Origin of the sequence: Paenibacillus sp. FSL F4-0100 (assembly GCF_037993005.1) — a bacterium.
GTDB lineage: Bacteria > Bacillota > Bacilli > Paenibacillales > Paenibacillaceae > Paenibacillus_AQ.
The window spans coordinates 4,192,954-4,217,974 of the sequence record NZ_CP150303.1 but is presented as its reverse complement, the minus strand read 5'-3'; the positions used below and the strand labels follow the sequence as shown (position 1 = coordinate 4,217,974).

Here is a 25,021-nt window from a genome sequence, read left to right as displayed (position 1 = left end):
ACTACAGCATCGTTTTGTATATAGATCATGTATTTTCTATCTGTTATCGTGTAGATGTAAGGGACACATTGGGTATTAACCATTTAAATTTGCACCAAGAGGGGGTCGAAGTGATGGATGTTATCGTAGATACTTCGATTGTAATATAAGTGAGTAGAAAGAAAATGTTGATATTCAAAATCCAATAAACTACTGATTATCATGATTTCTGCTTACTTTTGAGCTGTCCGTTCCTATAATGAAATCCACTTTTTTACGATGATAATCAGGAGGTAGCTAAGTTTGTTAAACGTTTCTATTTATAATATGGAAGGTAACATTACGGGTGAAATGGAACTTGAAGAATCCATCTTCGGTATTATCCCCAACGAATCGGTTCTGCATGAAGCTGTTGTTAACCATCTTGCGAACAAGCGTAGCGGGACACACTCGACTTTAACTCGTGGCGAAGTTAGAGGGGGAGGTAGAAAACCCTATAAACAAAATAAAATTAATAGATCTCGAGCGGGTTCCATTCGTATGCCGCACTGGCGTCACGGAGGTATTGCGTTCGGTCCCAAACCTCGTGACTATGGATATCGTCTCAATAAAAAGGTTAAACGTCTTGCGATCAAATCAGCTTTATCCGCCAAAGTGCAAGATGATGAACTCATTGTAGTTGACCATATTAAGCTTGAAAGCTACAGGACAAAAGCTATCGTCGCGATGCTTAAAGCTCTTCATGCCAATAAGAAAGTGCTAATTGTAACACCTGAGGTGGATCACATCGTGTATAAAAGTGCAAATAACATTCCAGATGTGCAGACCACTGAAGCCAACTCGCTGAATGTATATGATATTCTTAATTGTGACACGCTCATTATAGCTAAGGATGCTATAAATATAGTTACAGAAGTCTATAACTAAAAAGCACAATTGGAAATGGGGTGATGAAGAAAAGTACAAGGCCCATATGAAATTTTAGAGTCGCAGAACAACGATCTTCAAATGGATAAGATCCCCTTTAAGTAGACTGTGTATAAAAGCACATTAAGTTCACTTGGAGGGGATTCTTCATTTATGAACCCTGTAAATGCAGCTTCTTCCACCTGATAGAATGTATTCGATCCGTTCGACAGTGACATCATGTCCAAGAACATGTTGAAATAATTGCAATTCGTTCTTACATAAACCAGTACATGCAGCGGCCGCTTCACAAATCGGACAATGCTTCTCAATAAACAAAAGACTCTTATCGTCTTCTTCTTTGATTTCAGCCATATAGCCCTCACTTGTTCGAATCTCCGCTAGTTTTTCCAGCCTTTCCATTACATCCGGTGTATCCCCAATGTACTTCATATATTGTTCTTGCATGCTCTTATTCCGGACAGTCAGCAGTTTATCCATTCCTTCGTTCCCGAATGCCTCTTTCATTGAATGGATTAGACTACGTGATAACTCCGAATAACCGCTAGGAAAAAAACGATCCGCTGCCGGTGTCAGTCTCCATAGTTTGGTTGGTCGGCCCATGGGGCGAGGTTCTTCTTCGTATGTAACCAATCCTTCTTCGATTAGCGCACTCAAATGTTGACGAATCGCCATTCCTGAAAGAGAAAAGTGGGAGGAGAGTGCCAAAACGTCCATTCTACCATGCTCTTTTAGCTGATCGATGATTGCTCTCCGTGTCCTTGTGGAGGCATCTTTTTTACTTTGAATTCGACTCATTTGCATACCTCCAATTAAACCATTCAATCTACGCGAACCAGTACATTTTAAACAAAAATGTTGACAAAGTCAAAAACGAAATGTACGGTATACTTTGTAAAGGGAAATGTTTACTAAGTATCCGAATTCAATATATACATCATCATTTGGAGGGATATGCAATGATTCAGATCACTGAAACAGCATCAAGAAAAGTAGCCGAAATAATAGCAAACGAAAACCTTCCTAACTCGTTTCTCAGGGTAGGTATTGAAGAAGGGGGCTGCAGCGGACTATCTTACACGCTTACCGTGGATGAATTGCAAGGAGATAGAGATATCATACTGAACCAAGGAGAGTTTCGCATCTTGGTACATGCTAATAGCGTTGAGTTCATTGAAGGTCTTGTCATTGACTATGAAGAAAGCGGGATGTTAGGCGGCTTCACCATGAATAATCCCAATGCAAAAGCTTCTTGTGGATGCGGAGCCAGTTTCAGAATGGCGAATTATCGTGGCGAAGTTAAAAAATGCGATTAGAAGCAGGAAGGATAAATATGAATGAAGTCACTGGTAGTATCTGAGAGAGCAATCTATTCTTTTAAGCATGATTGGGGCTTGGAAGAGGGACAACACGTAAGAATTTATGCTAAATACGCAGGTGAGGTTCAGATGCTTTCACAGTGGGTCTAAATGCCAATGCAACACCGATCGATCCCGTATGGGTTCAATCGATAGAGGGAATTCATTTCTTTATTGAACATACGGATGCCTGGATTTTGGAGAAGCAGCTCCTTCAAATCGGTTGTGACGAGGAAGGAATAACTTTAGAAAGAATAGCGTATTGAATTTCCGAGTTGTGCCCCCGATTCTGTAGGCTAACGTGAACGAGGAGAAAAAAGTTTAGCTTAAATTCACCTAATTCACAATGATAATTTTGCAAATATTCTTGTAACAGAGGATTGGAGATACGAATGCTGGGGCTAACAATTATTTTCAAGACTAATTTGGAGTTATACATAAGGAGAACTGAAGGATGGAAATGACCTCCGAAAATGCCGGGGTTTTCGACGCCAAGTATAGAGCACTAACTATAGGGATCATTCTTGCGGTAACGACCGTTGCGTTTGAAGGACTGGCACTTGTGACGATTGCTCCGACCCTGGCTCAACAATTAGACGGGCTGCATTTGTTCGGCTGGATATTCAGCGCTTTTCTTTTGGCACAAATCCTTGGAACGATGATTATCGGTCAGCGGATCAACCGAATGGGCGTTTTTGCGTCGTTTGGCATATCGATTTTTATTTTTGTGACAGGCATCGTGATTGCGGCTGCTTCCGTGAACATGATGATGTTACTCGCAGGGAGAGTGTTTCAGGGATTTGGTGCAGGGGCTATTATTACGTGCGTGTATTACAGCATTACTTTGGGTTATCCCGATAAGCTGAGATCGAAAATACTTGCTTTGTTTTCCGGGGCATATATTCTGCCTGCGTTAATCGGCCCTTTTATCGCCGGTTCCATAGCGGAGCATGTGTCCTGGAGATTTGTTTTTTGGATGTTGCTTCCATTCATTGGTTTGGCTGTACTGCTGACGCTTCCCGCTTTTCGCAAATTTACTGTGAGACGGGATTCCACTCCAAAGAACAGCCGAAAAGAAGGATATGCGTTACTGCTAACGATTGGAACGGGCTTGCTGCTGGTGGGATTAAGTCTGGTAACCAATTGGAATGGTATATTGCTTTCGGTAGCTGGATTGGTGATCTTGATTAAGCCTTTGCGAACATTGCTGCCAGAAGGTACCTTAAGAGCTAGAGCGGGTTTGCCTGCTACGATTGCTTCAAGAGGTTTCTTCGTTGCTTGTTATAATGCGACTGAAAGCTATGTCGTCTTGGCTTTGACCGATGTGAAAAAGCTTCCTGCAGATTTAGCGGGACTGATTGTGGCCGCGGGTGCGTTAAGCTGGTCAACGGCGGCTTGGCTGCAGTCAAGGTATGATATTAAAGACCACGGGAAGGGCCGAAAGAAACGGGTAATGATCGGTATTGGATTTATGATCATTGGAGTTTTATCAGTACTGCTGGCTGTTGGCCTACCCGCAGGGGGAATTGGATTTGCAGTTCTTTCGCAGCTCTTCACTGGGTTTGGCATCGGTCTGGCACATCCAACCACCGGAGCCATTGCGCTGCAGCACGCGAAAGCAGGGGAAGAGGGAGAAATATCCGCCAGTCTTCAGTTTACAGATGCATTTAGTCCTGGCTTGAGTATTGGAATCGGCGGAGCCCTCATTGCGATTAGTCAGTCGCTGGATTTGGGTATATTGACGGGGATATTATTGGCTTTGTCTCTCCAATTTATCTTTGTGCTCTTGAGTTTTACGATTTCCTTCCGCATCAAAGATTGAACAACCTGCAAAAAGAACATTTACTTAAGAGGATTTTAACCATTGGATAATTATAACATTGACAACTGTAGGTTTTTCCAAAATAATAGAATGTAATTGAATACTGGTACCTTTAATTCAGTCCAGAGAGGCTGGCAAGGGCAGCGGATTTTTATAATCACGCGAGAATCAGTGCGTATTCCGTCAGGGGATGCTCTGTGTCTTCGCGCGGGTTATGATGTGAAAAAGAGGCTACTTGTCAGTGAAGACTTGACGAGTAGCCTCTTTTTTCTGCTTCTTTGGTATCAGAACACTTTAACCTGGAGGTATTCTGATGAGCAATCAAGATCAAGAGTTTTCGTGGCAAGCGGTACCGAAAACGCAGAGAAACCATTTTTGGAAGACGTTATCCGTCATGTTAGGATTCACTTTCTTTTCGGCAAGCATGCTGGCAGGGGGGACGCTCGGAGTCGGCTTGACGTTCATGGAGTTCATCGGAATCGTGCTTGCAGGCAATTTGGCACTCGGCATCTATACGGGAGCGCTGGCACATATCGCTGCCAAAACGGGCCTTTCCACGCATTTGCTGGCAAAGTATGCGTTTGGTGAGAAAGGCTCGTACCTCCCTTCATTCCTGCTCGGCTTTACGCAGGTCGGTTGGTTCGGCGTCGGTGTGGCCATGTTCGCGATTCCGGTTGCCAAAGCGATGGATTGGAATGTGTACCTGTTGATCTTCATATTTGGTCTCGCCATGACAGCATCAGCAATCTTCGGCATGAAATCGCTCGTCATTCTGGGCTATATTGCGGTACCGGCTATTACCATTCTTGGCGGTTACTCCATGTTCGAAGGGACAGGCTCCTTGGGCGGACTGCAAGGATTGCTCGATTACACCCCGACCCAGACGCTCACCGCGGCAGCGGCATTGACCATTTGTATCGGGTCATTCATTAGCGGCGGAACACTGACTCCCGATTTCGCCCGGTTTTCTCGCACGTCCCGGCAGGCGGTTACTGCAACGGTCATTGCGTTCTTCCTGGGGAACTCACTCATGTTCCTGTTCGGCGCAGTCGGCGCAATGGCATATAAGCAGGCAGATATCTCGGAGGTCATGTTCCTGCAAGGGCTGATCATTCCGGCGATCATCGTTCTGGGACTGAATATTTGGACGACCAACGATAACGCTCTTTATGCTTCCGGGCTGGGCTTTGCCAACATTACGAAAATTCCGAAAAAGTTCTTCGTCATTGTAAATGGCATCGTAGGTACCATATTGGCCATGTGGATGTACAACAATTTCGTCGGTTTCCTGAATGTGCTGGGCGCGGCGATCCCGTCCATCGGGGCCATCATCATCGCGGACTACTTCTTCGTGAAGCGCAGAAACTATAAACCGTTTGCCGACATGACTTTCAAGAAGGTAAACTGGATAGCGATGGTAGCTTGGGCCATCGGCGTTGCCTTCGCCCAGCTGGCTCCGGGAATCACGCCATTGAACGCACTGATCGGTACGGCAGTGGCCTACATCGTGTTAATGCTGATCGTTCCTGCCAAAGAATCCAAAGAAAAGGGGAAAACAAATGATTATACAGAACGCAAAATTGCGGGGTAAAGAAGGGTTATGGAATATCGTCGTGAAAGACGGGAAGTTTGAGCAAATCACGCAGTCATTGGAAACAACTGCGAATGAGGGAGTCATTGACGTTGGCGGCTCGCTTGTGCTGCCGCCGTTCATTGAACCTCACATTCATCTGGACACAACATTAACGGCGGGCGAGCCGGAGTGGAATTTGAGCGGAACGTTGTTCGAAGGCATCCAGCGTTGGTCAGAACGCAAGGCGTTCCTGACGCATGAAGATGTCAAAACGCGCTCCAAAACGGCGCTCAAGTGGCAGATGGCGCAGGGCATCCAGCATGTACGGACGCATGTGGACGTTACCGATCCAAGCTTGACCGCAGTTAAAGCGATGCTGGAAGTGAAAGAAGAAATGGCACCGTACATCGACATCCAGCTTGTTGCTTTTCCGCAGGAAGGCATTCACTCTTACCCGAACGGCGCGGAATTGCTGGAAGAGTCGCTGAAAATGGGCGTTGACGTGGTCGGCGGCATTCCACACTTCGAATTCACGAGGGAGTATGGCGTCGATTCGATGAAGGTTGCGTTTGACCTCGCCGAAAAATACGACCGTCTTATCGACATCCATTGCGACGAAATCGATGATGAGCAATCCCGTTTCGTGGAAGTCGTCGCCAAAGAAGCCTACGAACGCGGACTGGGCTCCCGCACAACAGCAAGCCACACGACGGCGATGGGCTCATACAATGATGCCTATACGTACAAATTATTTAGATTGCTGAAGATGGCTGACCTGAATTTCGTCTCCAACCCTCTGGTTAACATCCACCTGCAAGGACGCTTCGACACGTATCCGAAAAGAAGAGGGCTGACTCGCGTCAAAGAGCTGCAGGAAGCCGGTCTCAATGTGTGCTTCGGTCACGATGACATCTTTGATCCATGGTATCCGCTAGGCACGGGCAACATGCTTCAGGTGCTGCACATGGGCATCCATGCATCGCAGTTGCTCGGTTACGATCAAATCGTGAACTCAATCGATCTCATTACGAAAAACAGCGCGAGAACGCTGCATATCGAGGACGTGTACGGTATTGAAGAAGGCAAGCCTGCCAACTTCATCGTTCTTGAAGCGGAGAACGAATATGAGGCTATTCGCAAACAGGCGGCAGTGCTTTATTCGTTCAGAGGCGGCCGCAAAATCGCGGAAACGAAGCCGCGGGACACGTCGATCATTCTTGATGGCGGTTCAGAGAAAGTTACTTTCAATAAATAATCTACCATGTATTAAAGTCCGCGGATTCCGCGGACTTTTTTGTTTAACAATGCAAGTTCTTATCGCAGAGCGAGGACAAGGGAAGGCAAACCGCATAACGATTCTCCCCAATAAGAGAAAAAACATCGAGAAACCTATTTTTCTCCATGCTACAATTTATTCCGTGGAGGTGCACATCCATGGATTATGAGCAAAGAATTCAATCTGTACTTAATTATATTGAGACGCATGTGCAGGAAGACATTCCGTGTGAGTCACTTGTAGCGTTGGCCGGCTTCTCTAAGTCACATTTTTTGCGCGTGTTTGAGGCGTATACCGGCTTCACCGTCATGTCATATGTACGCAGTCGCAAACTGCATCTTGCTGCTGAACGTTTAAGCTATAGCAATGATAAAATTGCGGATATCGCATATGACTACGGCTTCGAATCCCATGATGTATTCGGTAGAGCTTTCAAACGCATGTATGGATTAACACCTGAAAACTATCGGAAGAGACGGTTTCTTTTGCCTACATTCCACGCTGTCAATCTCGCACAGCAGCAAAAGGGAGCTGTAGCCATGATAAAAACCAAGCCACATACGATGATCGTAACAAAACCAGCGATGAAGCTAATTGGCATAGAATGTCGATTTGAAGATGGTGTATCTTCGCCCGATCTGTGGAAACAGTATTTCGATGAGTGGCAGCAAACTTTCGGCAATATCGCACATCTACGTGTTGAGCCAGAAAAGGAAATTGACTATGCATTGACGGTAGATCGAGACGAGAGCGGATACACCTACTTTATCGGGATCGAAGTGACAAGCGTAGACCATGTGCCGCCAGGGACCACAGCACGGCTCATCCCAAAAACGAAATATGCAAGGTTCACAGCGATTGGACCGGTTGGAGAGTCGATAGGGCGAACGTATGATTATATTTTCAAGGAATGGTTTCCATACTCGTCATTTCAAACAGCTGCTGGTCCGATCATGGAACATTATGATATGCGTTGTGCTACCCATCTCGGCATACCATCTGATATGCAGGAAATGGATATCTACATCCCAATCGAGCTCGTCCTAACACAAACCAAAGAAATTATTGAACTTCAACCATACCGAGCAGCTTATTACAAGGCCGCCGGCAGGAAGGGAAGGAAATGGCAGCAAGTAAAGAAAGAAGCATTTGACGTCATGATCACTTGGGCATTATCGCAAGGTATTGATCAGTCTGATTTGCGAATCCGAGCGCATAACAACGGAGGTGCTACGGAGGAGAAATTCAATTACGAAGTTTATATGGACGTTACAGGGATAGATGTCTCGATTACTGAGGATTCACTCATCAGCCTGATGGATCATGAAGGCGGATTGTTTATAGTCACGCCCGCACTTCATCGTATGTTGGAGCCGACAGGAAAAGCATTTTGCGAATGGTTTGAACAGCAGGAGAAATATAAGATGACGGGTGCATGGTTCGAGGAATTCTTGATTCATGGCGGAAAAGTCACTTTAGACACACTTATCAGGATACATTACGGAGTGAAGCGGTTATAGATTTATGAAGTGAACTATCGGGAAACTATTGATCCATAATCATCTGGAGATGGGTGGGGACAGCAATGAATCGGCAGCCTATTTCAGTTAACGGTCAGAATAGTTCGAAATCAATGTTGAACTATTGAAAAAAGCCCGCCATCACAACTGATGGTGGGCTTTTTTCTATTGCCGGAAAGGTGGTAACGCAATGTGGAAGAACTGTTGGTGTCTAATATATGTTGACATGTATATACGCTAAAGTATATATTAGGTGCACGAACACATTAATCATCCAAATAACGTTACTCACTTTTGCCGATCTCAATCGGTCCAACATTGTTGAACTACTTAAAAAAGGTCCAACATTGTTGAACTACTTAAAAAAGGTCCGAAATCGGTAAGAGAAATTGTCAATGCCCTAAGTATCAGCCAGTCGCACGTATTCCGTCATTTGCGCATTTTGAGCGAAGCAGGGATAGTGCGCTCCCGTAGCAAAGCGCAGCTGCGAATATATCTATCCTTGAAGAGGTCTCAATCATTTTGAGGAGTAAAAGCTGGACTACTAGAAAAAGGAGGAACTATGACAGGTATCAATAGTTTTATTACGAGTTACATGCTAAATTATCGGGACGTCTGGAACAAAAGGCTAGATTCACTTGAAAATTATCTAACAAGGATAAAAGCTGATTTTGAATCGTAAGACATTTTGCTTAAGGAGAATGTGAATATGACTGATCTTCAAACTCTGAATCGGTTGGTCGGCACTTGGGATATCAGCGGCGGAGCCGAAGGAACTGTAACCTATGAATGGATGGAAGGCGGACATTTTTTGATCCAACGCGTCCAGCTTTCCCAAAATGGGCAAGAAGTGAAGGGCATTGAGTTTATTGGGCATTTGAAGCCGTTCGGTGAGAGAACAAGCACGGATATCCGATCCCGGTATTATGATACGCTAGGCAACACTTTCGACTATGTTTATGAGATCGAAGGAGACACGCTTGTCATTTGGGCAGGTGAGAAGGGATCGACTTCATACTTCAAAGGAATTTTCAGTTCTGATGGGAACTCCAATGAAGGTACATGGTGTTATCCCGGTGGAGGTGGATATGAATCGACGATGACGAGAGTCACGGACAACAGGAGGGATAGAAATTGGCTAAGCAGCTAGTCCATGTAAAACCTATAACAAAGACTGCTTCCAGATTTGCACTTATATCGGTCCTCGCTGGGACGTTGTTCATTTTAATCCTTTCTAGTCTTCATATTCTGGAGCCTGAATTTGATCCGACATGGCGCTTTATCAGCGAGTATGCGCTTGGCACCTCTGGTTGGATGATGCAATTGTCTTTTGGAATGCTGGCGGTTGCCCAAATCAGTGTTATGGTTACGATTTTCCCGCAAATTCGTACCATCACAGGATACATAGGACTTGTCATACTAGGGATCAGTGCAATTGGCGTCATCATCGCGGGGATCTTCGTCACCGATCCAATTTCTATCAGTCCAGAGGATGCAACGTTCAATGGCAGAATGCATTCGATTGGAGCGATGCTTGACTATACGCCACTGGCCTCAGTCTTGATTAGTTTTTCGCTAACACGAGTCGATACTTGGAGACCGATTAGGAGTCTGCTCATTCTAAGTTCTGTTATTGCAATAGTCGCTATGCTCCTATTTGTACTTCAAATTCCCCAAGATGGACAGTTTGGACCCGATGTTCTGGCAGGTTTGTTCGGACGATTCTTAATCGCAGCCGAAATTGCATGGCTACTCATTGTCGGAATCCATGCTGCAAAGCTGGGATCTTTTAAAAGGAAATAGCTGAAGCATATTATTGCGAAAAATTACATTTGGATAATCGATAAACCGGCTGCAATCTGTTGCAGTCGGTTTAAGTCTTTAAGGATGGCTCAACTACTTCAACCCCATGGGGCTTTCGGAATAAATACCGTGATTGGCTGAATGATAAGAGGCCGTATGAATCGAGAGGTTCATGATTTTAATGCTGCAATTTTCGGAAGACACTATAGCTTCTTTGTGCGCATTCGGAGATGGCAATGGGGTGGAAGCCACTGACATCGGCATACAACGTATCGTTTAGCGGCGAGATCCACTTCTCAGGGAGCGCCGCTGCTCCAAGTGATGCGCCAAGAATGGAACCGACGGTGGCGCCATTGCAATCGGTGTCCCAGCCACCAAGTACGGCTGTTGTTATGCCTTTCTCAAAATCGCCTCCGGAATGAATGAGAGCAGCCGCGCATAATGCAGCATTATTATTGGTATGAACAGCGTGATAGTGCTTAAATGCTTCCCATATTTTACTCACCAATTCTAATGAATCTTCCGTTTCCTCAGCAATGTTGACCGCTAATGCGATATCTTCTGCAAGACGGCTGTGTTTCGGAATTTCACTCAATCCGATCTCAACAATTCGCTTCATATCACTTTCAACGAATGCGGCAGCAATCATTGCCGAGCAAAACATGGCGCCGTAAATCCCATTCTTCACATGGGAGAAGGAAGCGTCCCGCCAAGCAAGCTCGGCTGCAAGCTGGGGCTGGCCGGCAGCACCGTATGCATAGCCGTCCACACGGATCTGGGCGCCGATCCATTCACGGTAGGGATTCAGATAAGAGCGGCCCCATTGGATATGTTTCTCCCAGTCATCTGGCCGATCGCCGCTAATATGTGAAGTGACACGAGCGAAATTAAGATAGGACTGTGCTTCAGCCGTGAATACCTGCCCGAATGTCAAATGACGATGCCACAGCTTGCCCACATCCCAGGAGTTGAAATCAAGCCCGCGCTCCTCAAGCATGAGCAGTCCAAGAACGGTATAACGAATATCATCGTCTGTTTCCATAAAGCGAATGTTTTCCCGGCAGCTGGCCAAGCTGCTCCATCTTGCTATCTCGATACCGTACTCGGCTTCTGCAGTTGATTCGCCTGGTGTGTAGTGACGAATCGGCCATTGCCCCGCGCCTTCGAACCACAACTTAACATTGTGCCAGCCGGGCCTTCCGCCGGAGCCTTGCATGAAGGAAGGAGCTTCGAGAGGTTTTCCGAGCGCACAGCCAGCCGAACGACCGAGCCAAGCACCATGAAATTTATCCTGCCATTTAAGTTCATCCCAGTTTCCGGACAGGAATCTCGGTCCATCCGGACGTTCGGCGCGAATGGCTTCCAATTCCGACGGCTCGATATACTTGAAATCCGCACGTGGTTCAAGAGCCATTAAAGCCTGGTATACTTCCATTAGCTTTGCATCGTCTGTGCCGGCTGCTTCCAGACGTTCGGACATCCCCTCTACAATACAGCCTTCTTCTCCGCGCTGTTTTATTTCTTCCCGAACTAATTCCCTCAGTCCAATCCATTTCGTCATAACGGTTGCCCTCCTGATATAGGTGAAATCAATATGTGCCTTGATTATAACCAGCCATGCCGGAAATGGCTTCTCAAAATATGAAAGCGTTATTCTCATTTTTTGCTCATTCCATAACCCCCATAGATTGCCGATAACGGATCGGAGACATCCCGACAGTCTCTTTAAAAACGCGGTAAAAGGTCGGCAAGCTTTGAAAGCCGCATTCGAATGCAATATCAGCAACAGCTTTGTCCGTTCCCGCCAATTCTCGCTTGGCAGCCTGGATACGCAGCAAGGAAACATATTCCGAGAAACGATAACCGGTCGTTTCCAGAAACGCCCGGCTCACGCGCGAGACGCTTAAACCAAGTTCATCAGCCAATTCCCCTAAGCTAACCGGCTCGTTGTAACGATGCTCTATTAAAGCGGCAAGCGAGTGCACCTGGCGAACGGAATGTACCATATGATGACGCTCATCATCGGATAGCAAACCGTTGTAATGTCGAAGAAGACGTCCGCACAGCTGAATGAGCGCGCTTTTGGCCATGACCAAATAACCCGAGCACTTCTCCCGCAGTTCTTCCGCTATAGCCAGCACCCAAGGCGTAAGCTGTTTGGCGAGGGGCGAGCCGCCAATAATATGATTGCAAAAATGAGTGGAGCGATAGGAGAATGGCAGCAGCAGACCGGGCTCCTCCGCTAGCAGCAGCGCGGGATCAAAGTTAATAAAAAGATAGCGGCTCGGGTCGTCGGGGGCAGATTGGGCAATATGCCGTTCCTCATTATTGACTAGGAACAAGTCGCCAGGGTTAGCTGCATATTGTTTGTTGCCGAAGAAAAAATAGCCTTTGCCTGTTAAACAAAGGCCGATCTCCAGACTCGCGTGCACATGAGGTGGCTGTCGATAAGTGGCAGGGGTCCATTCGAAAGCATTGATAGCAATGGGATGATCATAAGCAATATGAAGTTTCATTATGATCCAATGGCCTCCAGACAATAATGAATTTATATGCTAAGTATATAGACAAGAGATGTCTTTAACCAGATACTGTTATTTACTTTCATACATACATTTTGAGGTGTATCTAAATGAAAAGAATACGCCGACGTTGTATACATCAAACACAGTAAATATTTATTTTTGTCTGGTGTCAAGAGGTGTATACGAAAGTAAAGACTAGTATATAGAACAGCGGGGGGCTTCTTTTTATACTTGAAATATGAAATACTGCATCATAATTTGCAGCGAAAACTATAACGAAATGTACCGGAGGGGTAAAATTTGAAGAGCAAAAAGGCACTTGTCATGATCTCCTTGACGCTTGCATTGGCGATTACAGGCTGCGGTTTCAAAACGTCGTCTGAGCCACCACCTGGAAAAACCAAGGAACCGGTCGAAACAACAGGCACAGGAAACAGCAATGATATCATTGAGGTTTCAACGGTTTCGCCAAGCGATCCTTACTTGAAATTTGACGAAGGTGAAGACTTCGACAAAAACTCAGTTTATGACGCTTATGAAAAAGATATCGGTGTCAAAATTACAAACAAATGGATTGCAGATGTAAGCCAATTTAAAGAGAGAGTAAAAATTGCTATCGCATCCAACGATCTTCCGGATTTCTTGCTTGTAAACGCTGCACAGCTTAAAGAGCTTACTGAAGCGGATATGATTATGGATTTGACCGAAATTTATGATCAGCATGCTACGGAAGAGACGAAAAAGTTTCTGACCATGGACGGCGGCATGCAGATGAAAACAGCGATGATCGACGGGAAAATGATGGGTATTCCAAGCTCATACAACCCGTTCAACTATCAATTCTTGTTCGTTCGTACGGACTGGCTGAAAGAACTGGGCCTGCCTGAGCCTAAGACAATGGATGATTTCATTGAAATTGCCGAAGCGTTCAAAGCGAAGAATCCTGGCGGTACAAAAGAAGCTTATGGTATTGCGGTCAGCAAGAATCCTTTTAGTACAGAGACAGGCGTTACCGGACTGAGAGCGTTCTTGAACGGCTATCATGCTTATGAAAACATTTGGATGGAAGACGGTAACGGCGGTTTGATGAACAGTGATATTCAGCCTGAGATGAAGCAGGCTCTTGCAGCGCTGCAAGACATGTTCAAAAAAGGGTTGATCGATCCTGAGTTTGCGGTTAAAGATACGGAAAAAGCTGCTGAGCTCATCTACGACGGCAGCATCGGCATGGTATTTGGCGCTTCCTGGACACCGGCGCAGCTTGCGCAAGGGGCTGTAAAAGATGGCAAGGTTGTTCAAGAATGGGGAGTGTTCCCTATCCCATCAATAGATAATAAGCCTACATTGAATCAAATTGGTCTTGGCGTTGATGAGTACTATGTTATCTCTAAAAAAGCCAAGCATCCGGAAGGCGTAATCGGATTATTAAACCAATGGATCGTTGTTGACAATCATCCGACAGAAGAGCAAAAAGTATATGGGTATGGTAAAGACCGTGTGGAAAAAGGCAACAACTACTGGCTGCTTAACCCGCTTCGCGTAGGCAAACAGTTTGACAATAACGGCGAAATCCTGCCTAAAGCCATCGAAAACAAAGACGAAAGCATCCTTGAGACAGCAGACCAAAAAACGCGTTATGCACGCGCTATGCAATACGTTGAAGGCGATACAAGCATGTGGTGGGAATATGTAATCTCCGGTCCTAATGGTGCCTTTTCTCATGTTCCAGAAATTCAAAAGAACAAGCAATACCTGCAAAACAAATTCTACGGCGCGCCTACTCCGACGATGGCAGACCGTCAAGAAATTTTAACGAAGAAACGTGATGAAATATTCATCAAAATCATAATGAACCAAGTATCCGTAGACGAGTTCGATACATTCGTTGAAGAGTGGAAGAAGCTTGGCGGCGATGAAATCACGAAAGAAGTTAACGAGTGGTATAAATCGCTTCAATAGGATCTGCAGCGCAAAGGAGGGGTTGAATCTATGCAATCCCTCCTTTTTTCAAGAACAATCAGGTTCTTGAGCAAGGCATGCACAGCATGATAAGTGAATCAGCGAGGTGAAGATATGAAGAGTCTGACGCGCGTCTGGAAGAAGGAATGGCCGCTTCATTTGATGCTGCTGCCGGGTTTGGCTTTTATTATTATTTTTAGTTACATTCCGATGTCAGGAATCATGATGGCTTTTCAAAAATATGTGCCGAATAAAGGGTTGTTCGGCTCCCCGTTTATCGGATGGAGGAACTTTCAGCTGTTAATGGATTATCCGGATATCGGCCGTATCTTTTTTAACACGGTATATATTGCCGTAATGAAAATCGTTGCCGGTTTGTTCGTGCCGATCACCATTGCGATTTTGCTTAATGAATTGCGCAGAGAATGGATGAAAAGAACGTTCCAAACCCTGGTCTATCTGCCCCATTTCTTATCCTGGGTACTGCTGAGCGGTATTTTGGTCGATATTTTGTCTCCTTCCTCCGGCATATTGAACCAGCTGCTTGGATGGTTCGGCATGAAGCCGATATTCTTTCTTGGCGACAATAACTGGTTTCCTTATGTCATGGTCATCTCCGATGTGTGGAAAGAATTTGGATTTGGGACCATTGTTTATTTGGCGGCGCTGACAGGAATTAATCCTACGCTTTATGAAGCCGCTCAAATCGATGGCGCGGGCCGCTGGAAACAAACGCTTCACGTGACGCTGCCGGGCATGATGCCGATCATCGTTCTTATGCTTACGCTTAATATCGGCAATGTGCTGAATGCCGGATTTGATCAAATATTTAACCTTTACAGCGCGCCGGTTTATGAAAGTGCCGATATCATTGATACTTTCGTCTACCGCATGGGGATACAGCAAGCCCAGTTCGGATTTGCCACAGCTGTCGGCTTATTGAAATCCGTCGTATCCTTTATTTTCATTTCCGTATCCTACGTACTCGCATACCGGCTAGCGAATTACCGTATTTTCTAATAGCGGAAAAGTCGGTGATTCAGAAAGGAGACAGACCGTGGTTATTAAACCCTCATTCGGAAGAAGGGCTTTTCTAGTTTGCAATCTCATCTTTCTTGCGTTTATATCTTTTTTATGCTTAATGCCGATCATTCATATTTTGGCGATTTCCTTTAGCTCGGGTTCGGCGGCGGCAGCCGGCAAGGTTGCGCTGTGGCCTGTAGAGTTTACAACAGCGGCTTATGATAACGTGTTCGGCAAGCCTGAATATTTAAGAGCCTTTGGCATTTCTATTCAACGGGTTGTTGTCGGGACGGCATTAAGCATGCTGTTAACGATTGTTACGGCTTATCCTTTATCCAAGGACCGCAATACGTTTCGTCTAAGAACCGTTTATGCCTGGATTTTCGTTTTTACGATTTTGTTCAACGGCGGACTTATTCCTACCTATTTGACGATTAAAAGCTTGGGACTTATTGATTCTCTCGGAGCGCTGGTGTTTCCTATGGCGATTAACGTGTTTAACGTCATCCTGCTATTGAACTTTTACCGCAATTTGCCCAGGGAGCTTGAGGATGCTTCACGGATTGACGGAGCCGGGCATTTTGCAACACTTTGGAAAATATATGTTCCGCTATCGTTGCCCGCACTGGCGACAACGGGCCTTTTTACGATGGTAGGGCATTGGAATAGCTGGTTTGATGGCATGCTTTATATGAATCATCCGGAAAATTACCCGCTGCAAACTTTCTTGCAAACCGTTATTATTAAGATGGATTTCCGATTTCTTAAATCAGAAAATGTGGAACTCATGCTCCAGCTGTCTGACCGTACAAGCAGGGCGGCACAAATCTTCGTAGCGGCTTTCCCGATTCTTATTGTCTATCCATTCTTGCAGCGGTTTTTCATCAAGGGTATTGTGATGGGAAGTGTAAAAGAATAGACAAGGAAGGTCGTAGATCTCAGGCACAGGAGAACAAACGATGAAAAGTATATTCTTTTTACAGGATTCCTCTATATTCAGAAAAATAATGGCTGCCTTTTTGGCGGCCTTACTGCCGCTTATGGCATTTACCTGGATGATGAATGAGCAAGGGGCCGATCATATCCGCAGTGAAATATCCGATTCGATATTAAATACGACGCGGTTTTATTTAGACTCCCTGGATCAGGAAGCAGACCGGATCAGCCGATATTTGCCTAATTACGTCATGGACAGGGATTTAATGGAAGTGGCGGCGACAGGCGAGCAGATGAACTCCTATGAGCGGTCGTATAAAATATTGGATATTCAGCACCGCTTGGATTTAATGAAAAACTCCAGTCCGTTTATTCGCGAGGCGAAGGCGTACATTCCTCAAATCGAGCGTACTGTGCTGAGCAACAGCTTTGAAACCAAGCTGAATGCGGAAGAATATGAAGCGATGCAGCCAGACAAGAAGCTCTATACGGAGCCCTTTATTTATTGGCAGGATCGGCTGTTTATTACGATGCAATACCCTGCAGGCAAAAAGGACCCGCTCTATGTGGTAGGCGTAGAGCTCTCAACCGGTAAAATGAAAGAAACATTAGCGCAAATCGGCAATAGCAGGGGAGGCCAGAGCGTATTGTTTAATCTGGAGCGCGGCTGGGAAATCAATAGCGGCTCCGACCCTGAATTGCATGATCTGATGAAGCAGCTGGCTTTTGAAAAGCAGGCAGCAAAAATGGATGAAGGCTATGATACGATCAATTATAAAAATAAGCGATTTCTAACCGTATTCAAGTATTCCAGCCTCTGGAATTCATACATGATAACGAGCATACCGGAAGAGATGATTCTCGGTTCGCTCGAGGTATATAAAGCTTTGTTTTGGTGGGCTTGCGTGCTTGCTGTTTTTATTTTTTTATTCTTCACCTATTTTTTAATCCGGTTAATATACCGTCCGTTGATCAAGCTGGTGCGTTCTTTCCGCCGCATGCAGCAAAACGAGCTGGAGCCGATCTTGATTGACCGCAGGAAGGATGAGTTCGGCTATTTATACCAGGCTTTTAACGATACGGTGAAATCTTTGAAAACACTGATTGAGGAAAATTATGAGCAGCAAATTCGCAATCAGCGTTCGGAGCTGAAAAGATTGCAATCGCAAATTAATCCTCATTTTTTATATAATTGCTTTTTCGTGCTTTGCCGTTTGATTAAATCCGATAGCCAGAAGGAAAAAGCCTACCAGTTCTGTTTATACATCGGGCAATATTTTCAGTTCATTACTCGCCAACATGATGACGACATCCCGCTGGAGATGGAGCTTGAGCATTCCCGCACTTATGTGGAGATGCAGTCGATCTGTTACGGGGATCGAATCCAAGTGTTGTTTGAAGTCGAAGCCCAGCCGATTGAAGTCCCCCGTTTGATTTTGCAGCCTATTATTGAAAATGCTTACAAGTACGCCCTCGGCAATATGCGCGGCATGGGCGAGCTATGGGTGCACAGCAAGCTGCGAAATGATGCTTTATACATTTATGTAGAAGATAACGGCGAGTTCATTACGGACGAGGAGATCGAAGCGCTTGGCAAGAGGCTGCGTTATTCAACCAACCAGATTGAGGAGACAACCGGCCTGCTTAATGTTCATCGCAGAATTCAGCTCCGTTATGGAGAAGAGTATGGGATTACCGTATCACGCTCTGAGCTTGGCGGGCTTCAAGCTATTATTAAACTGAGTATGAGCTAAGGAGGAATCGCCATGTACAGGCTTTTAATCGTGGATGATCTGCCGATTATTGTAGATGGTCTTCTGGAGTTGTTTGAGAAGACGGAGCATTTGGACCTTGAAGTCATGAAGGCCTATTCCGGTGAAGAGGCGCTTGCGGTGCTGTCTCATCACCGGATGGATATTGTGATTTCGGACATTAAGATGTCCGGCATAGAGGGTATTGAGCTTCTGCAGGAAATCAAATCACAGTGGCCGAAGTGCAAAGTTATTTTATTGACAGGGTACAATGATTTTCACTATGCGAAGAACGCCCTTACGTTTGGCGCTTTTGATTATTTACTGAAAGTGGAAAGCGACGAGAAGATCATTCATACCGTTGAACGGGCCATAGAGGAAATTGAAGAGGAACAGGATCAGGCGCAAATGATCTTGCGTGCCCAGTCCAAAATGAGAATAGCGATGCCTTCCTTGCAGAAGGAATATATTTGGGGCTTATTTCAAGGCAAGACGATGACGGGGCAGCAGCTTCGGGACGCTTTTGCGGAAATGGACATTCCGCTTGACGCATCGCTGCCTGTCTATTTGCTGATTGGCCGGATCGATGCCTGGAAGGAAATGTTCACGGCGCCGGACAAGGCTTTGCTCGCTTACGCTCTTCAAAATATCGGCGATGAGTATTTATCCGCCCATGTGCGCTGCTTCTCCGTCGTATTTGATATGAACAAAATGGCATGGATCTTTCAGCCTAAAGCCGGCCCGGAGTTAACGACGGATACCGGTACGATGGAATGGACCAGGGCATACCGCTATGTGAGCGGCAATTTGGAGACGATACAAGCTACCAGCAAAAAGTTGCTGAGCCTCTCCGTATCTTTTCTTATTGGCAGCGAGGCTGTCCCATGGAATCGGCTGTCGGATCGTTTTCATGCGATGAAATACGGTCTTATGCAAGGCCATGGCTTGTTCCATGAGGTCATCATGACAGATAAAGATATTCAGAAGTCCGAAGAAAAAGAGAAGGCGAACAGCTATCATGACAGCTTTTTACACGCTCGCGTACAGCTGCTGATGAGCTGTCTTGAAAATAATCACCGTGAGCAGTTTAATCATCTATTTGTTGAATTGACAGACATCTGGAACGATCCGGATACTCCTTATGAGCGCAAGATTGAGTTGTACCATTTCCTATCTGCGGTATTTCTGGCGCATTTGCACAAAAATAAAGATATGCGAGACTATATGAATACCCAGATTAATTTGGATATGCTGTTCCGCCAGGAGAAAACGGCTTCATGGACGGAGCTCATTCCATACTATTGGCAAGTTGCGGACTGCTTTTTTGAATGGAATGCGATTAGGGGAACAGAGCTGCCGGCGGAGGTCGTCAATAAGGTGCATCGGTATATAGAGGAGCATATTGCGGGTGATATTTCCCTAACCGCTCTTGGGGATTATGTCAGCTTGAATCCATCCTATCTATCAAGGCTTTACAAGCAGATAACAGGAATTGGACTCTCTAAATACGTAAATGATTTCCGCAATGTCATTGCAAAGGACATGCTGCTCAATACATCCATGAAGGTCAATGAAATTGCCGCCAAGCTCGGCTACAATTCAGCGCTTGCCTTTATCCGCTTCTTTAAAAAGCAAAATGATATGACACCGCAGGATTTTCGGACGGCCCGCACCGAAACGATGCAGCAAGGTCAATAAATGTATATGGAATGTAAGCAATGATCTATTTTGATGCGCGGAATCACCCCTTACAATGAAATTATGATGCAATTGTATAGGCAAGGGGGAAGAACATTGAAGACATTAACAGCTGTACTATTAGGCGCAGGCAGTAGAGGAAGATACATCTATGGACCGTATGCGGAAAAATTTCCGAATGAGCTGAAGTTTGTTGCCGTAGCCGAGCCGGATGATGAACGCAGACAACGTTTTGCAGAGATTCATCAAATCACTGAAGAACACGTTTACAATTCGTGGGAAAAAGCATTCGAGCAGGGGAAAATAGCCGACGTGATGATCATCTCCACGCTTGATCGGATGCATTATATACCGGCAATGAAAGCGCTGGAGCTTGGCTACCATGTCATGCTGGAGAAGCCGATGTCACCAAATGTGCAGGAATGTATAGAACTGGAGCAAGCTTCACTTAAGCATAAGCGTTTGCTGGTGGTCACGCATGTGCTTCGCTATTCCCCGTTTTGGTCGGGCATCAAGAAATGCATCGAGGATGGGGAACTGGGCGCAATCGGCACCATTCAACTGACCGAAAACGTAGGCTATCACCATATGGTTCATAGCTACGTACGCGGCAATTGGCGCAATTCCGAGGAAACAAGCCCGATGATTTTGGCCAAGTCCTGCCATGACCTGGACATCATCTCCTGGCTGATGGATGAGCCGTGCACAGCGGTCAGCTCCTTTGGCTCATTGCTGCATTTTAAAGCCGAGAACGCGCCCGAGGGTGCAACGGACCGCTGCATCGATGGTTGCGAAGCGGAGAGGGAATGTGCCTTTTCGGCGATTAAAATGTATTTGGAGCAACCTGCCGATCATTGGGCGCGCTATATGACGCACGATTTATCACAGGAAGGCATTATCCGGGCGCTTAAGGAAGGACCGTTCGGCCGCTGTGTCTATCGCTGCGATAACAATGTTGTTGACCATCAGGTCGTCAATATGGAATTTGCCACCGGCGCCAACGCTAACTTTATTATGTCGGGATTAACCAAGAGCGCTACCCGCCGTGTGCAGATTATGGGCACGCAGGGAGAGATCATTGGTGACATGGATAAGGGCTCATTTACGCTGTACCGCTATGCGACGGGCGAAGAAATTGAAATTAAATGCAGTGTGCAGGGAGACGGCCACGGCGGAGGCGATGAGCGCATGGTGGGCTCCTTCCTCAAAAATGTACATAAGTTCGACCGCAACCCGTCTCAAGGCCTCACATCGGCTACAGCTTCCTTGCAAAGCCATTTGATAGCGTTCGCTTCCGAACGATCTCGCTTGGAGCAAGGCAGAAGCATAAAGCTGACAGAGATGTATGAGAAGGAAGAAGCGGGAGTTTAATTGTTGAAATCTGTGGAACTATTCGGCAAAGGCAAATAGAACAGAATTACTTGCCGTGCAGTAACCATGGCGGACATCCGCGGCGTCGGGGGTTTGGAAGTGCGTACCCCGGATGCCGTACAAGTTCGCGAGCAAAGAAAAAGGAAATGGGGTATATGAATTTTTTATTTTTGAAAGCGATTCCAACAAAGGCTTTTGCCAGATTTCTTGAAAGGGGGGATCGATTCAGGTATTCATCATAATGCGGTAAAGATTTCAGGCATTTCTTTCAGTTGAGAACAAAAAAGGAGTTGACCAAAATGAATTCGAATAAGAAATGGGGAACCGTCCTGATGGCAGCCGTATTGCTGATGGCCCCGGTTTCTGCGGTCCAGGCGAAAACGCCTGTTCCGGAAGTGATGATTGCACAGGCAGGCGATGCAGGCCAGCCGGAAGGAAATGAGGCAGGAAATCCACAGTTCGTACCAGATCTACCGACGGATGCTGGGGAACCAGCAGCGGAACAGGCAGGATCAGCTCCGAGTCCAAACCAAGTGGCAGCATCTTCGGCAGTGGAGGAGACGCAATTCCGCAATCTTGCGGCCGGCCTTCCTTATGAATGGTCCGAAGAGCCAGAAGTGTCGCGTCCTGACGACGGGTACAAGCTTACGGATGGAAAATACGGCAAACTGGATATGAATGACCCGGCATGGGTAGGGCATCAGCGTGGAAAAACGAGGGAAGTTGTCTTCGATCTCGGAGAGGAAAAGTCAATCGGAAAGATTACAGCTCGCTTCTTCCAAGATTATCCCACCAACTCGATCCTCGTACCTTTGACGGTATCGATGTATGTCTCCGACGATAAAGATAATTGGGGACTGCTTTCCCATAACGCCACCCAGCTGCTCTGGGGGGAAGGTCCGCCAAGACAGGAGACCTTTGAATGGGACGGCAGCCGGGATGGAATCAAAGGCGGGAATACGAACGGCAAGCTGGCTTATGCCCGTTATGTCAAAGTCACCTTTACGATGCATCCAACACAATGGTCATATATTGATGAGATTGAAATTCGGGGTACCGATGGACAGGCTGACGGATCAGTAAAGGTCCCTGCCGAGCATCCGCAGTTTATGGCGCCGGGAGAAGCCACTGGAGGCATCCGCAATCTCGGACTGCTTTATAACGGACAATATCCAAATGGTCTGGGTGATTGGAACAAGGAACGGATCATCCCTAATATCAGTTATGTAAATAAAGATGGCGAGCCTATCGACTGGCTTTTTGACGGGATATTATATCTCGGACTGGCTTCGCCTGCCGGCCGTGACTTCGGTGTCGGGCAAACGATCCTGGAGGACTGGAATTGGTATTTGGATAAAACCTTCGCAGCCGCAGGGGATATGCAGCAGTTAAATGAGGCTACAGTGGAAGTCGGAGCCAAGCTGAATCAGCCTGATCATAAAATGAAGGTTGTGCTCATGATTCCGAACCCGGGGGAATACGTAAACGACTTTGGTGACGTTGACGGTGACGGGGTATCCGAAAGCTTCAGAGACTCGGTTGTCGGCAAAGAGAAAGCGCAAGAAAACCGGATAAAAGTGATGCAGTGGTGGCTGGATCAGGTCCGCCAAAGATGGCAGGAGGCGAACTATTCCAATCTGGAGCTTGTCGGCATGTACTGGCTGGAAGAACAAATCAGCACAAGTGATACGGGCCCGGATTTGATTAAAGCAGTAAGCGGTAAAGTCCATGATATGGACCTGAAATTTTTCTGGATTCCGCATTCTTTGGCATACAAAGCGTTTATGTGGAAGGACGTTGGCTTTGACAACGCTGCCTTCCAGCCGAACTATTTCTTCGAGGACATGGGCTACGACCGTCTGGAGGATGCCGCCAACCTGGCGAAGCAATACGGCATGACCAATGAAGTCGAGTTTGATGACCGGATGCTGACTGATGGCGTGTTCCGTGAGCGATTTATTGATTACTTGAACAGCGGCGTTGAAACGGGCCTGATGCAAAACGGATTCAGAGCTTATTATCAAGGCAATAATGCCGTTTACAATGCGGCGGTCAGCCAAGATCCTTCCAATCGCATTTTGTATGATTGGTTGTACCAATATGTGAATGGAACATATGAAATAAATAATGCGGCTCCGCCAGAGGCAGCCGTGCAAATAAATGGACAACCTCTTCAAAGTGGTGCCGTGGTAAATGAAACAGAGCCGTTCCAGTTTACGTGGCAGTTAAAGGATGACGATGGCGTGACGAAAGTGACGGCTCAGTTTGACGGCAAGCCTTATACGGCTGGAACAACCATAAATCTGTCGGGTGCACCCGGAAAACATGAATTGGTTATTACCGTAACGGCGGGCAAGTCGCAGAAAACGTCTTATATCATCGATGCCCGTGCAAACGCGGACAGCATGAAAACATTGGTGAACCGATTTGCGGAACAAAATCAATTTACGAATGCCGAAGCGCCTCGTTCTTTGAACAATTATCTAGAGCTAATGAAACGCTACGAAGGAACGGATGCGACACAGTTTGACAAATATCTGAAAGGATTTAACGCGGAACTTGATATTTTGTTGAAAGATGGCGTTATAAAAGAAACGGCGTACAACGCGCTGAAGGAGGACGTTTATTACCTCATTGGAAACTTGGCGCAAAATAAAAAGGCGGAAGCTTCTTCGGTAGAAGGCGGCAGCCCGAATTATCAACCGGAAAAAGCAGTAGATGGATTCCCAGCGACAAGATGGGCCAGTGATTACACGAATAATAGCTGGTACCAGGTCGATCTTGGCGAAACCAAGGAATTTGATACCGTACGAATCAGCTGGGAATTTGCGCGTGCTAAAACCTACAAACTTCTTGTATCTGACGATAAACAGAACTGGACCAGCGTGGTCAAGGACAATGACGGAATGATTACGGCACGTGACGGAAAAGAAACGGTTCATTTTGAGCCGGTCAAAGCCAGATACGTCAAATTTCAAGGGCTCGAAAGAAATACGGATTATGGTTACTCCTTCTATGAGTTTGGCGTGTACAACCTGGCGGGAGGCGACGGGGTAACCCCGATCGACGGCGTAAGAGCTGTGGCAGATGTCGGCGCAGGAAAATTGACGATTGATGGTCTGGTCATGGATGGAAGCAGTCAGTCCGAAGTGAATTTGAAAGTGCTCGATTCGAAAGAGAACGTTCGGTATGAAGGCCAGACGACAAGTACAGTAACGGGAAGTTTCCAATTCACGATCAAGCTTACCGGTTTTCTAAAAGGAACCAACGTTGCCTATCTCTCAATCGAAGGTATGTCGACTCCCGTGAAGTTAACATTTGAATACAAGCCACAGTGAATGATGATTATTTCTCGGGCAAGCGCAGAATTCGATAACAAACGGCTTGAATTCGTTGATTTCGGCCTTGGACCAAGGCATTTCATGACAAATTCTGTTGCAGCGTGATGCAAATAGCATGCGGTATACATCGTATGAAGAAAAGAAACGTGGGAATGATAT

At 46.1% G+C, this 25,021-nt stretch carries 19 protein-coding genes; 16 read left to right on the top strand and 3 right to left on the bottom strand.

All coding sequences use genetic code 11. The features are described from left to right. The first annotated feature begins 282 nt into the window (after positions 1-282). On the top strand, positions 283-906 hold the full coding sequence (gene rplD / locus MHH48_RS18910) for a 50S ribosomal protein L4 (RefSeq protein WP_076321493.1): 624 nt from the start codon (positions 283-285) through the stop codon (positions 904-906). 147 nt (positions 907-1,053) lie between these two features. Here rplD and MHH48_RS18905 read toward each other — a convergent pair whose 3' ends face one another. Then, complete coding sequence (locus MHH48_RS18905) at positions 1,054-1,704, bottom strand: metalloregulator ArsR/SmtB family transcription factor (protein ID WP_076321492.1); 651 nt, start codon at positions 1,702-1,704, stop codon at positions 1,054-1,056. Positions 1,705-1,865: 161 nt separating this feature from the next. Between MHH48_RS18905 and MHH48_RS18900 the strand changes: the two genes are divergently transcribed. The 8 genes from MHH48_RS18900 to MHH48_RS18865 all read left to right on the top strand — a co-directional run bounded on the left by MHH48_RS18900 (position 1,866) and on the right by MHH48_RS18865 (position 10,258). After that, on the top strand, positions 1,866-2,222 hold the full coding sequence (locus MHH48_RS18900) for an iron-sulfur cluster assembly accessory protein (protein ID WP_076321491.1): 357 nt from the start codon (positions 1,866-1,868) through the stop codon (positions 2,220-2,222). Between the two features lie 496 nt (positions 2,223-2,718). Then, positions 2,719-4,086 carry an MFS transporter gene (locus MHH48_RS18895; RefSeq protein WP_076321490.1) on the top strand — a complete coding sequence of 456 codons (1,368 nt, stop codon included), beginning with the start codon at positions 2,719-2,721 and terminating at the stop codon, positions 4,084-4,086. 313 nt (positions 4,087-4,399) lie between these two features. Then, positions 4,400-5,677 carry a cytosine permease gene (gene codB / locus MHH48_RS18890; protein ID WP_076321489.1) on the top strand — a complete coding sequence of 426 codons (1,278 nt, stop codon included), beginning with the start codon at positions 4,400-4,402 and terminating at the stop codon, positions 5,675-5,677. After that, entirely contained in the window at positions 5,646-6,914 is a 1,269-nt protein-coding gene (locus MHH48_RS18885; RefSeq protein ID WP_076321488.1) for a cytosine deaminase, read from the top strand. The genes codB and MHH48_RS18885 overlap by 32 nt, the downstream gene beginning before the upstream one ends. Before the next feature lie 179 nt (positions 6,915-7,093). After that, positions 7,094-8,455 carry an AraC family transcriptional regulator gene (locus tag MHH48_RS18880; protein ID WP_076321487.1) on the top strand — a complete coding sequence of 454 codons (1,362 nt, stop codon included), beginning with the start codon at positions 7,094-7,096 and terminating at the stop codon, positions 8,453-8,455. 346 nt (positions 8,456-8,801) lie between these two features. Then, a complete protein-coding gene (locus MHH48_RS18875; RefSeq protein WP_306024377.1) occupies positions 8,802-8,981 on the top strand; it encodes an ArsR family transcriptional regulator in 180 nt (59 codons plus the stop codon). Between the two features lie 183 nt (positions 8,982-9,164). Then, positions 9,165-9,605 (top strand): hypothetical protein, encoded by a 441-nt coding sequence (locus tag MHH48_RS18870; protein ID WP_076321486.1) that lies wholly within the window; start codon positions 9,165-9,167, stop codon positions 9,603-9,605. After that, a complete protein-coding gene (locus MHH48_RS18865) occupies positions 9,590-10,258 on the top strand; it encodes a DUF998 domain-containing protein (RefSeq protein WP_076321485.1) in 669 nt (222 codons plus the stop codon). The genes MHH48_RS18870 and MHH48_RS18865 overlap by 16 nt, the downstream gene beginning before the upstream one ends. Positions 10,259-10,436: 178 nt before the next feature. Here the strand turns inward: MHH48_RS18865 and MHH48_RS18860 are convergent, their stop codons facing one another. Both MHH48_RS18860 and MHH48_RS18855 read right to left on the bottom strand, forming a co-directional pair. After that, entirely contained in the window at positions 10,437-11,819 is a 1,383-nt protein-coding gene (locus tag MHH48_RS18860; protein WP_076321484.1) for an ADP-ribosylglycohydrolase family protein, read from the bottom strand. Between the two features lie 106 nt (positions 11,820-11,925). Further along, positions 11,926-12,774: an AraC family transcriptional regulator gene (locus tag MHH48_RS18855; protein WP_076321483.1), complete on the bottom strand. Its 849-nt coding sequence runs from the start codon at positions 12,772-12,774 to the stop codon at positions 11,926-11,928. A gap of 309 nt (positions 12,775-13,083) precedes the next feature. Here MHH48_RS18855 and MHH48_RS18850 point away from each other — a divergent pair, with 309 nt between their 5' ends. The 7 genes from MHH48_RS18850 (at position 13,084) to MHH48_RS18820 (ending at position 24,859) form a co-directional block, all read left to right on the top strand. Further along, positions 13,084-14,742, top strand: coding sequence for an extracellular solute-binding protein (locus MHH48_RS18850; protein ID WP_083659585.1), 1,659 nt, complete (start codon positions 13,084-13,086; stop codon positions 14,740-14,742). A 114-nt stretch (positions 14,743-14,856) separates the two neighbouring features. Continuing rightward, positions 14,857-15,762 carry an ABC transporter permease subunit gene (locus MHH48_RS18845; RefSeq protein ID WP_179090597.1) on the top strand — a complete coding sequence of 302 codons (906 nt, stop codon included), beginning with the start codon at positions 14,857-14,859 and terminating at the stop codon, positions 15,760-15,762. A 37-nt stretch (positions 15,763-15,799) separates the two neighbouring features. Beyond that, positions 15,800-16,684: a carbohydrate ABC transporter permease gene (locus MHH48_RS18840; protein ID WP_179090596.1), complete on the top strand. Its 885-nt coding sequence runs from the start codon at positions 15,800-15,802 to the stop codon at positions 16,682-16,684. Positions 16,685-16,724: 40 nt separating this feature from the next. Beyond that, a complete protein-coding gene (locus MHH48_RS18835; protein WP_076321482.1) occupies positions 16,725-18,455 on the top strand; it encodes a histidine kinase in 1,731 nt (576 codons plus the stop codon). 12 nt (positions 18,456-18,467) lie between these two features. Continuing rightward, positions 18,468-20,150 carry a response regulator gene (locus tag MHH48_RS18830; RefSeq protein WP_076321481.1) on the top strand — a complete coding sequence of 561 codons (1,683 nt, stop codon included), beginning with the start codon at positions 18,468-18,470 and terminating at the stop codon, positions 20,148-20,150. A gap of 96 nt (positions 20,151-20,246) precedes the next feature. Then, positions 20,247-21,521 (top strand): Gfo/Idh/MocA family oxidoreductase, encoded by a 1,275-nt coding sequence (locus MHH48_RS18825; RefSeq protein ID WP_144023420.1) that lies wholly within the window; start codon positions 20,247-20,249, stop codon positions 21,519-21,521. A gap of 299 nt (positions 21,522-21,820) precedes the next feature. Beyond that, positions 21,821-24,859: a DUF4855 domain-containing protein gene (locus MHH48_RS18820; protein ID WP_083659584.1), complete on the top strand. Its 3,039-nt coding sequence runs from the start codon at positions 21,821-21,823 to the stop codon at positions 24,857-24,859. Positions 24,860-25,021: the final 162 nt, after the last annotated feature.

What these genes read in the sequence shown, in the direction of transcription:
- MHH48_RS18860 (WP_076321484.1), bottom strand. Translation starts at nt 11,819, where the DNA reads ATGACGAAATGGATTGGACTGAGGGAATTAGTTCGGGAAGAAATAAAA.
- MHH48_RS18835 (WP_076321482.1), top strand. Translation starts at nt 16,725, where the DNA reads ATGAAAAGTATATTCTTTTTACAGGATTCCTCTATATTCAGAAAAATA.
- MHH48_RS18900 (WP_076321491.1), top strand. Translation starts at nt 1,866, where the DNA reads ATGATTCAGATCACTGAAACAGCATCAAGAAAAGTAGCCGAAATAATA.
- MHH48_RS18845 (WP_179090597.1), top strand. Translation starts at nt 14,857, where the DNA reads ATGAAGAGTCTGACGCGCGTCTGGAAGAAGGAATGGCCGCTTCATTTG.
- MHH48_RS18830 (WP_076321481.1), top strand. Translation starts at nt 18,468, where the DNA reads ATGTACAGGCTTTTAATCGTGGATGATCTGCCGATTATTGTAGATGGT.
- MHH48_RS18880 (WP_076321487.1), top strand. Translation starts at nt 7,094, where the DNA reads ATGGATTATGAGCAAAGAATTCAATCTGTACTTAATTATATTGAGACG.
- MHH48_RS18855 (WP_076321483.1), bottom strand. Translation starts at nt 12,774, where the DNA reads ATGAAACTTCATATTGCTTATGATCATCCCATTGCTATCAATGCTTTC.
- MHH48_RS18895 (WP_076321490.1), top strand. Translation starts at nt 2,719, where the DNA reads ATGGAAATGACCTCCGAAAATGCCGGGGTTTTCGACGCCAAGTATAGA.
- MHH48_RS18885 (WP_076321488.1), top strand. Translation starts at nt 5,646, where the DNA reads ATGATTATACAGAACGCAAAATTGCGGGGTAAAGAAGGGTTATGGAAT.
- MHH48_RS18820 (WP_083659584.1), top strand. Translation starts at nt 21,821, where the DNA reads ATGAATTCGAATAAGAAATGGGGAACCGTCCTGATGGCAGCCGTATTG.
- MHH48_RS18905 (WP_076321492.1), bottom strand. Translation starts at nt 1,704, where the DNA reads ATGAGTCGAATTCAAAGTAAAAAAGATGCCTCCACAAGGACACGGAGA.
- MHH48_RS18870 (WP_076321486.1), top strand. Translation starts at nt 9,165, where the DNA reads ATGACTGATCTTCAAACTCTGAATCGGTTGGTCGGCACTTGGGATATC.
- codB (WP_076321489.1), top strand. Translation starts at nt 4,400, where the DNA reads ATGAGCAATCAAGATCAAGAGTTTTCGTGGCAAGCGGTACCGAAAACG.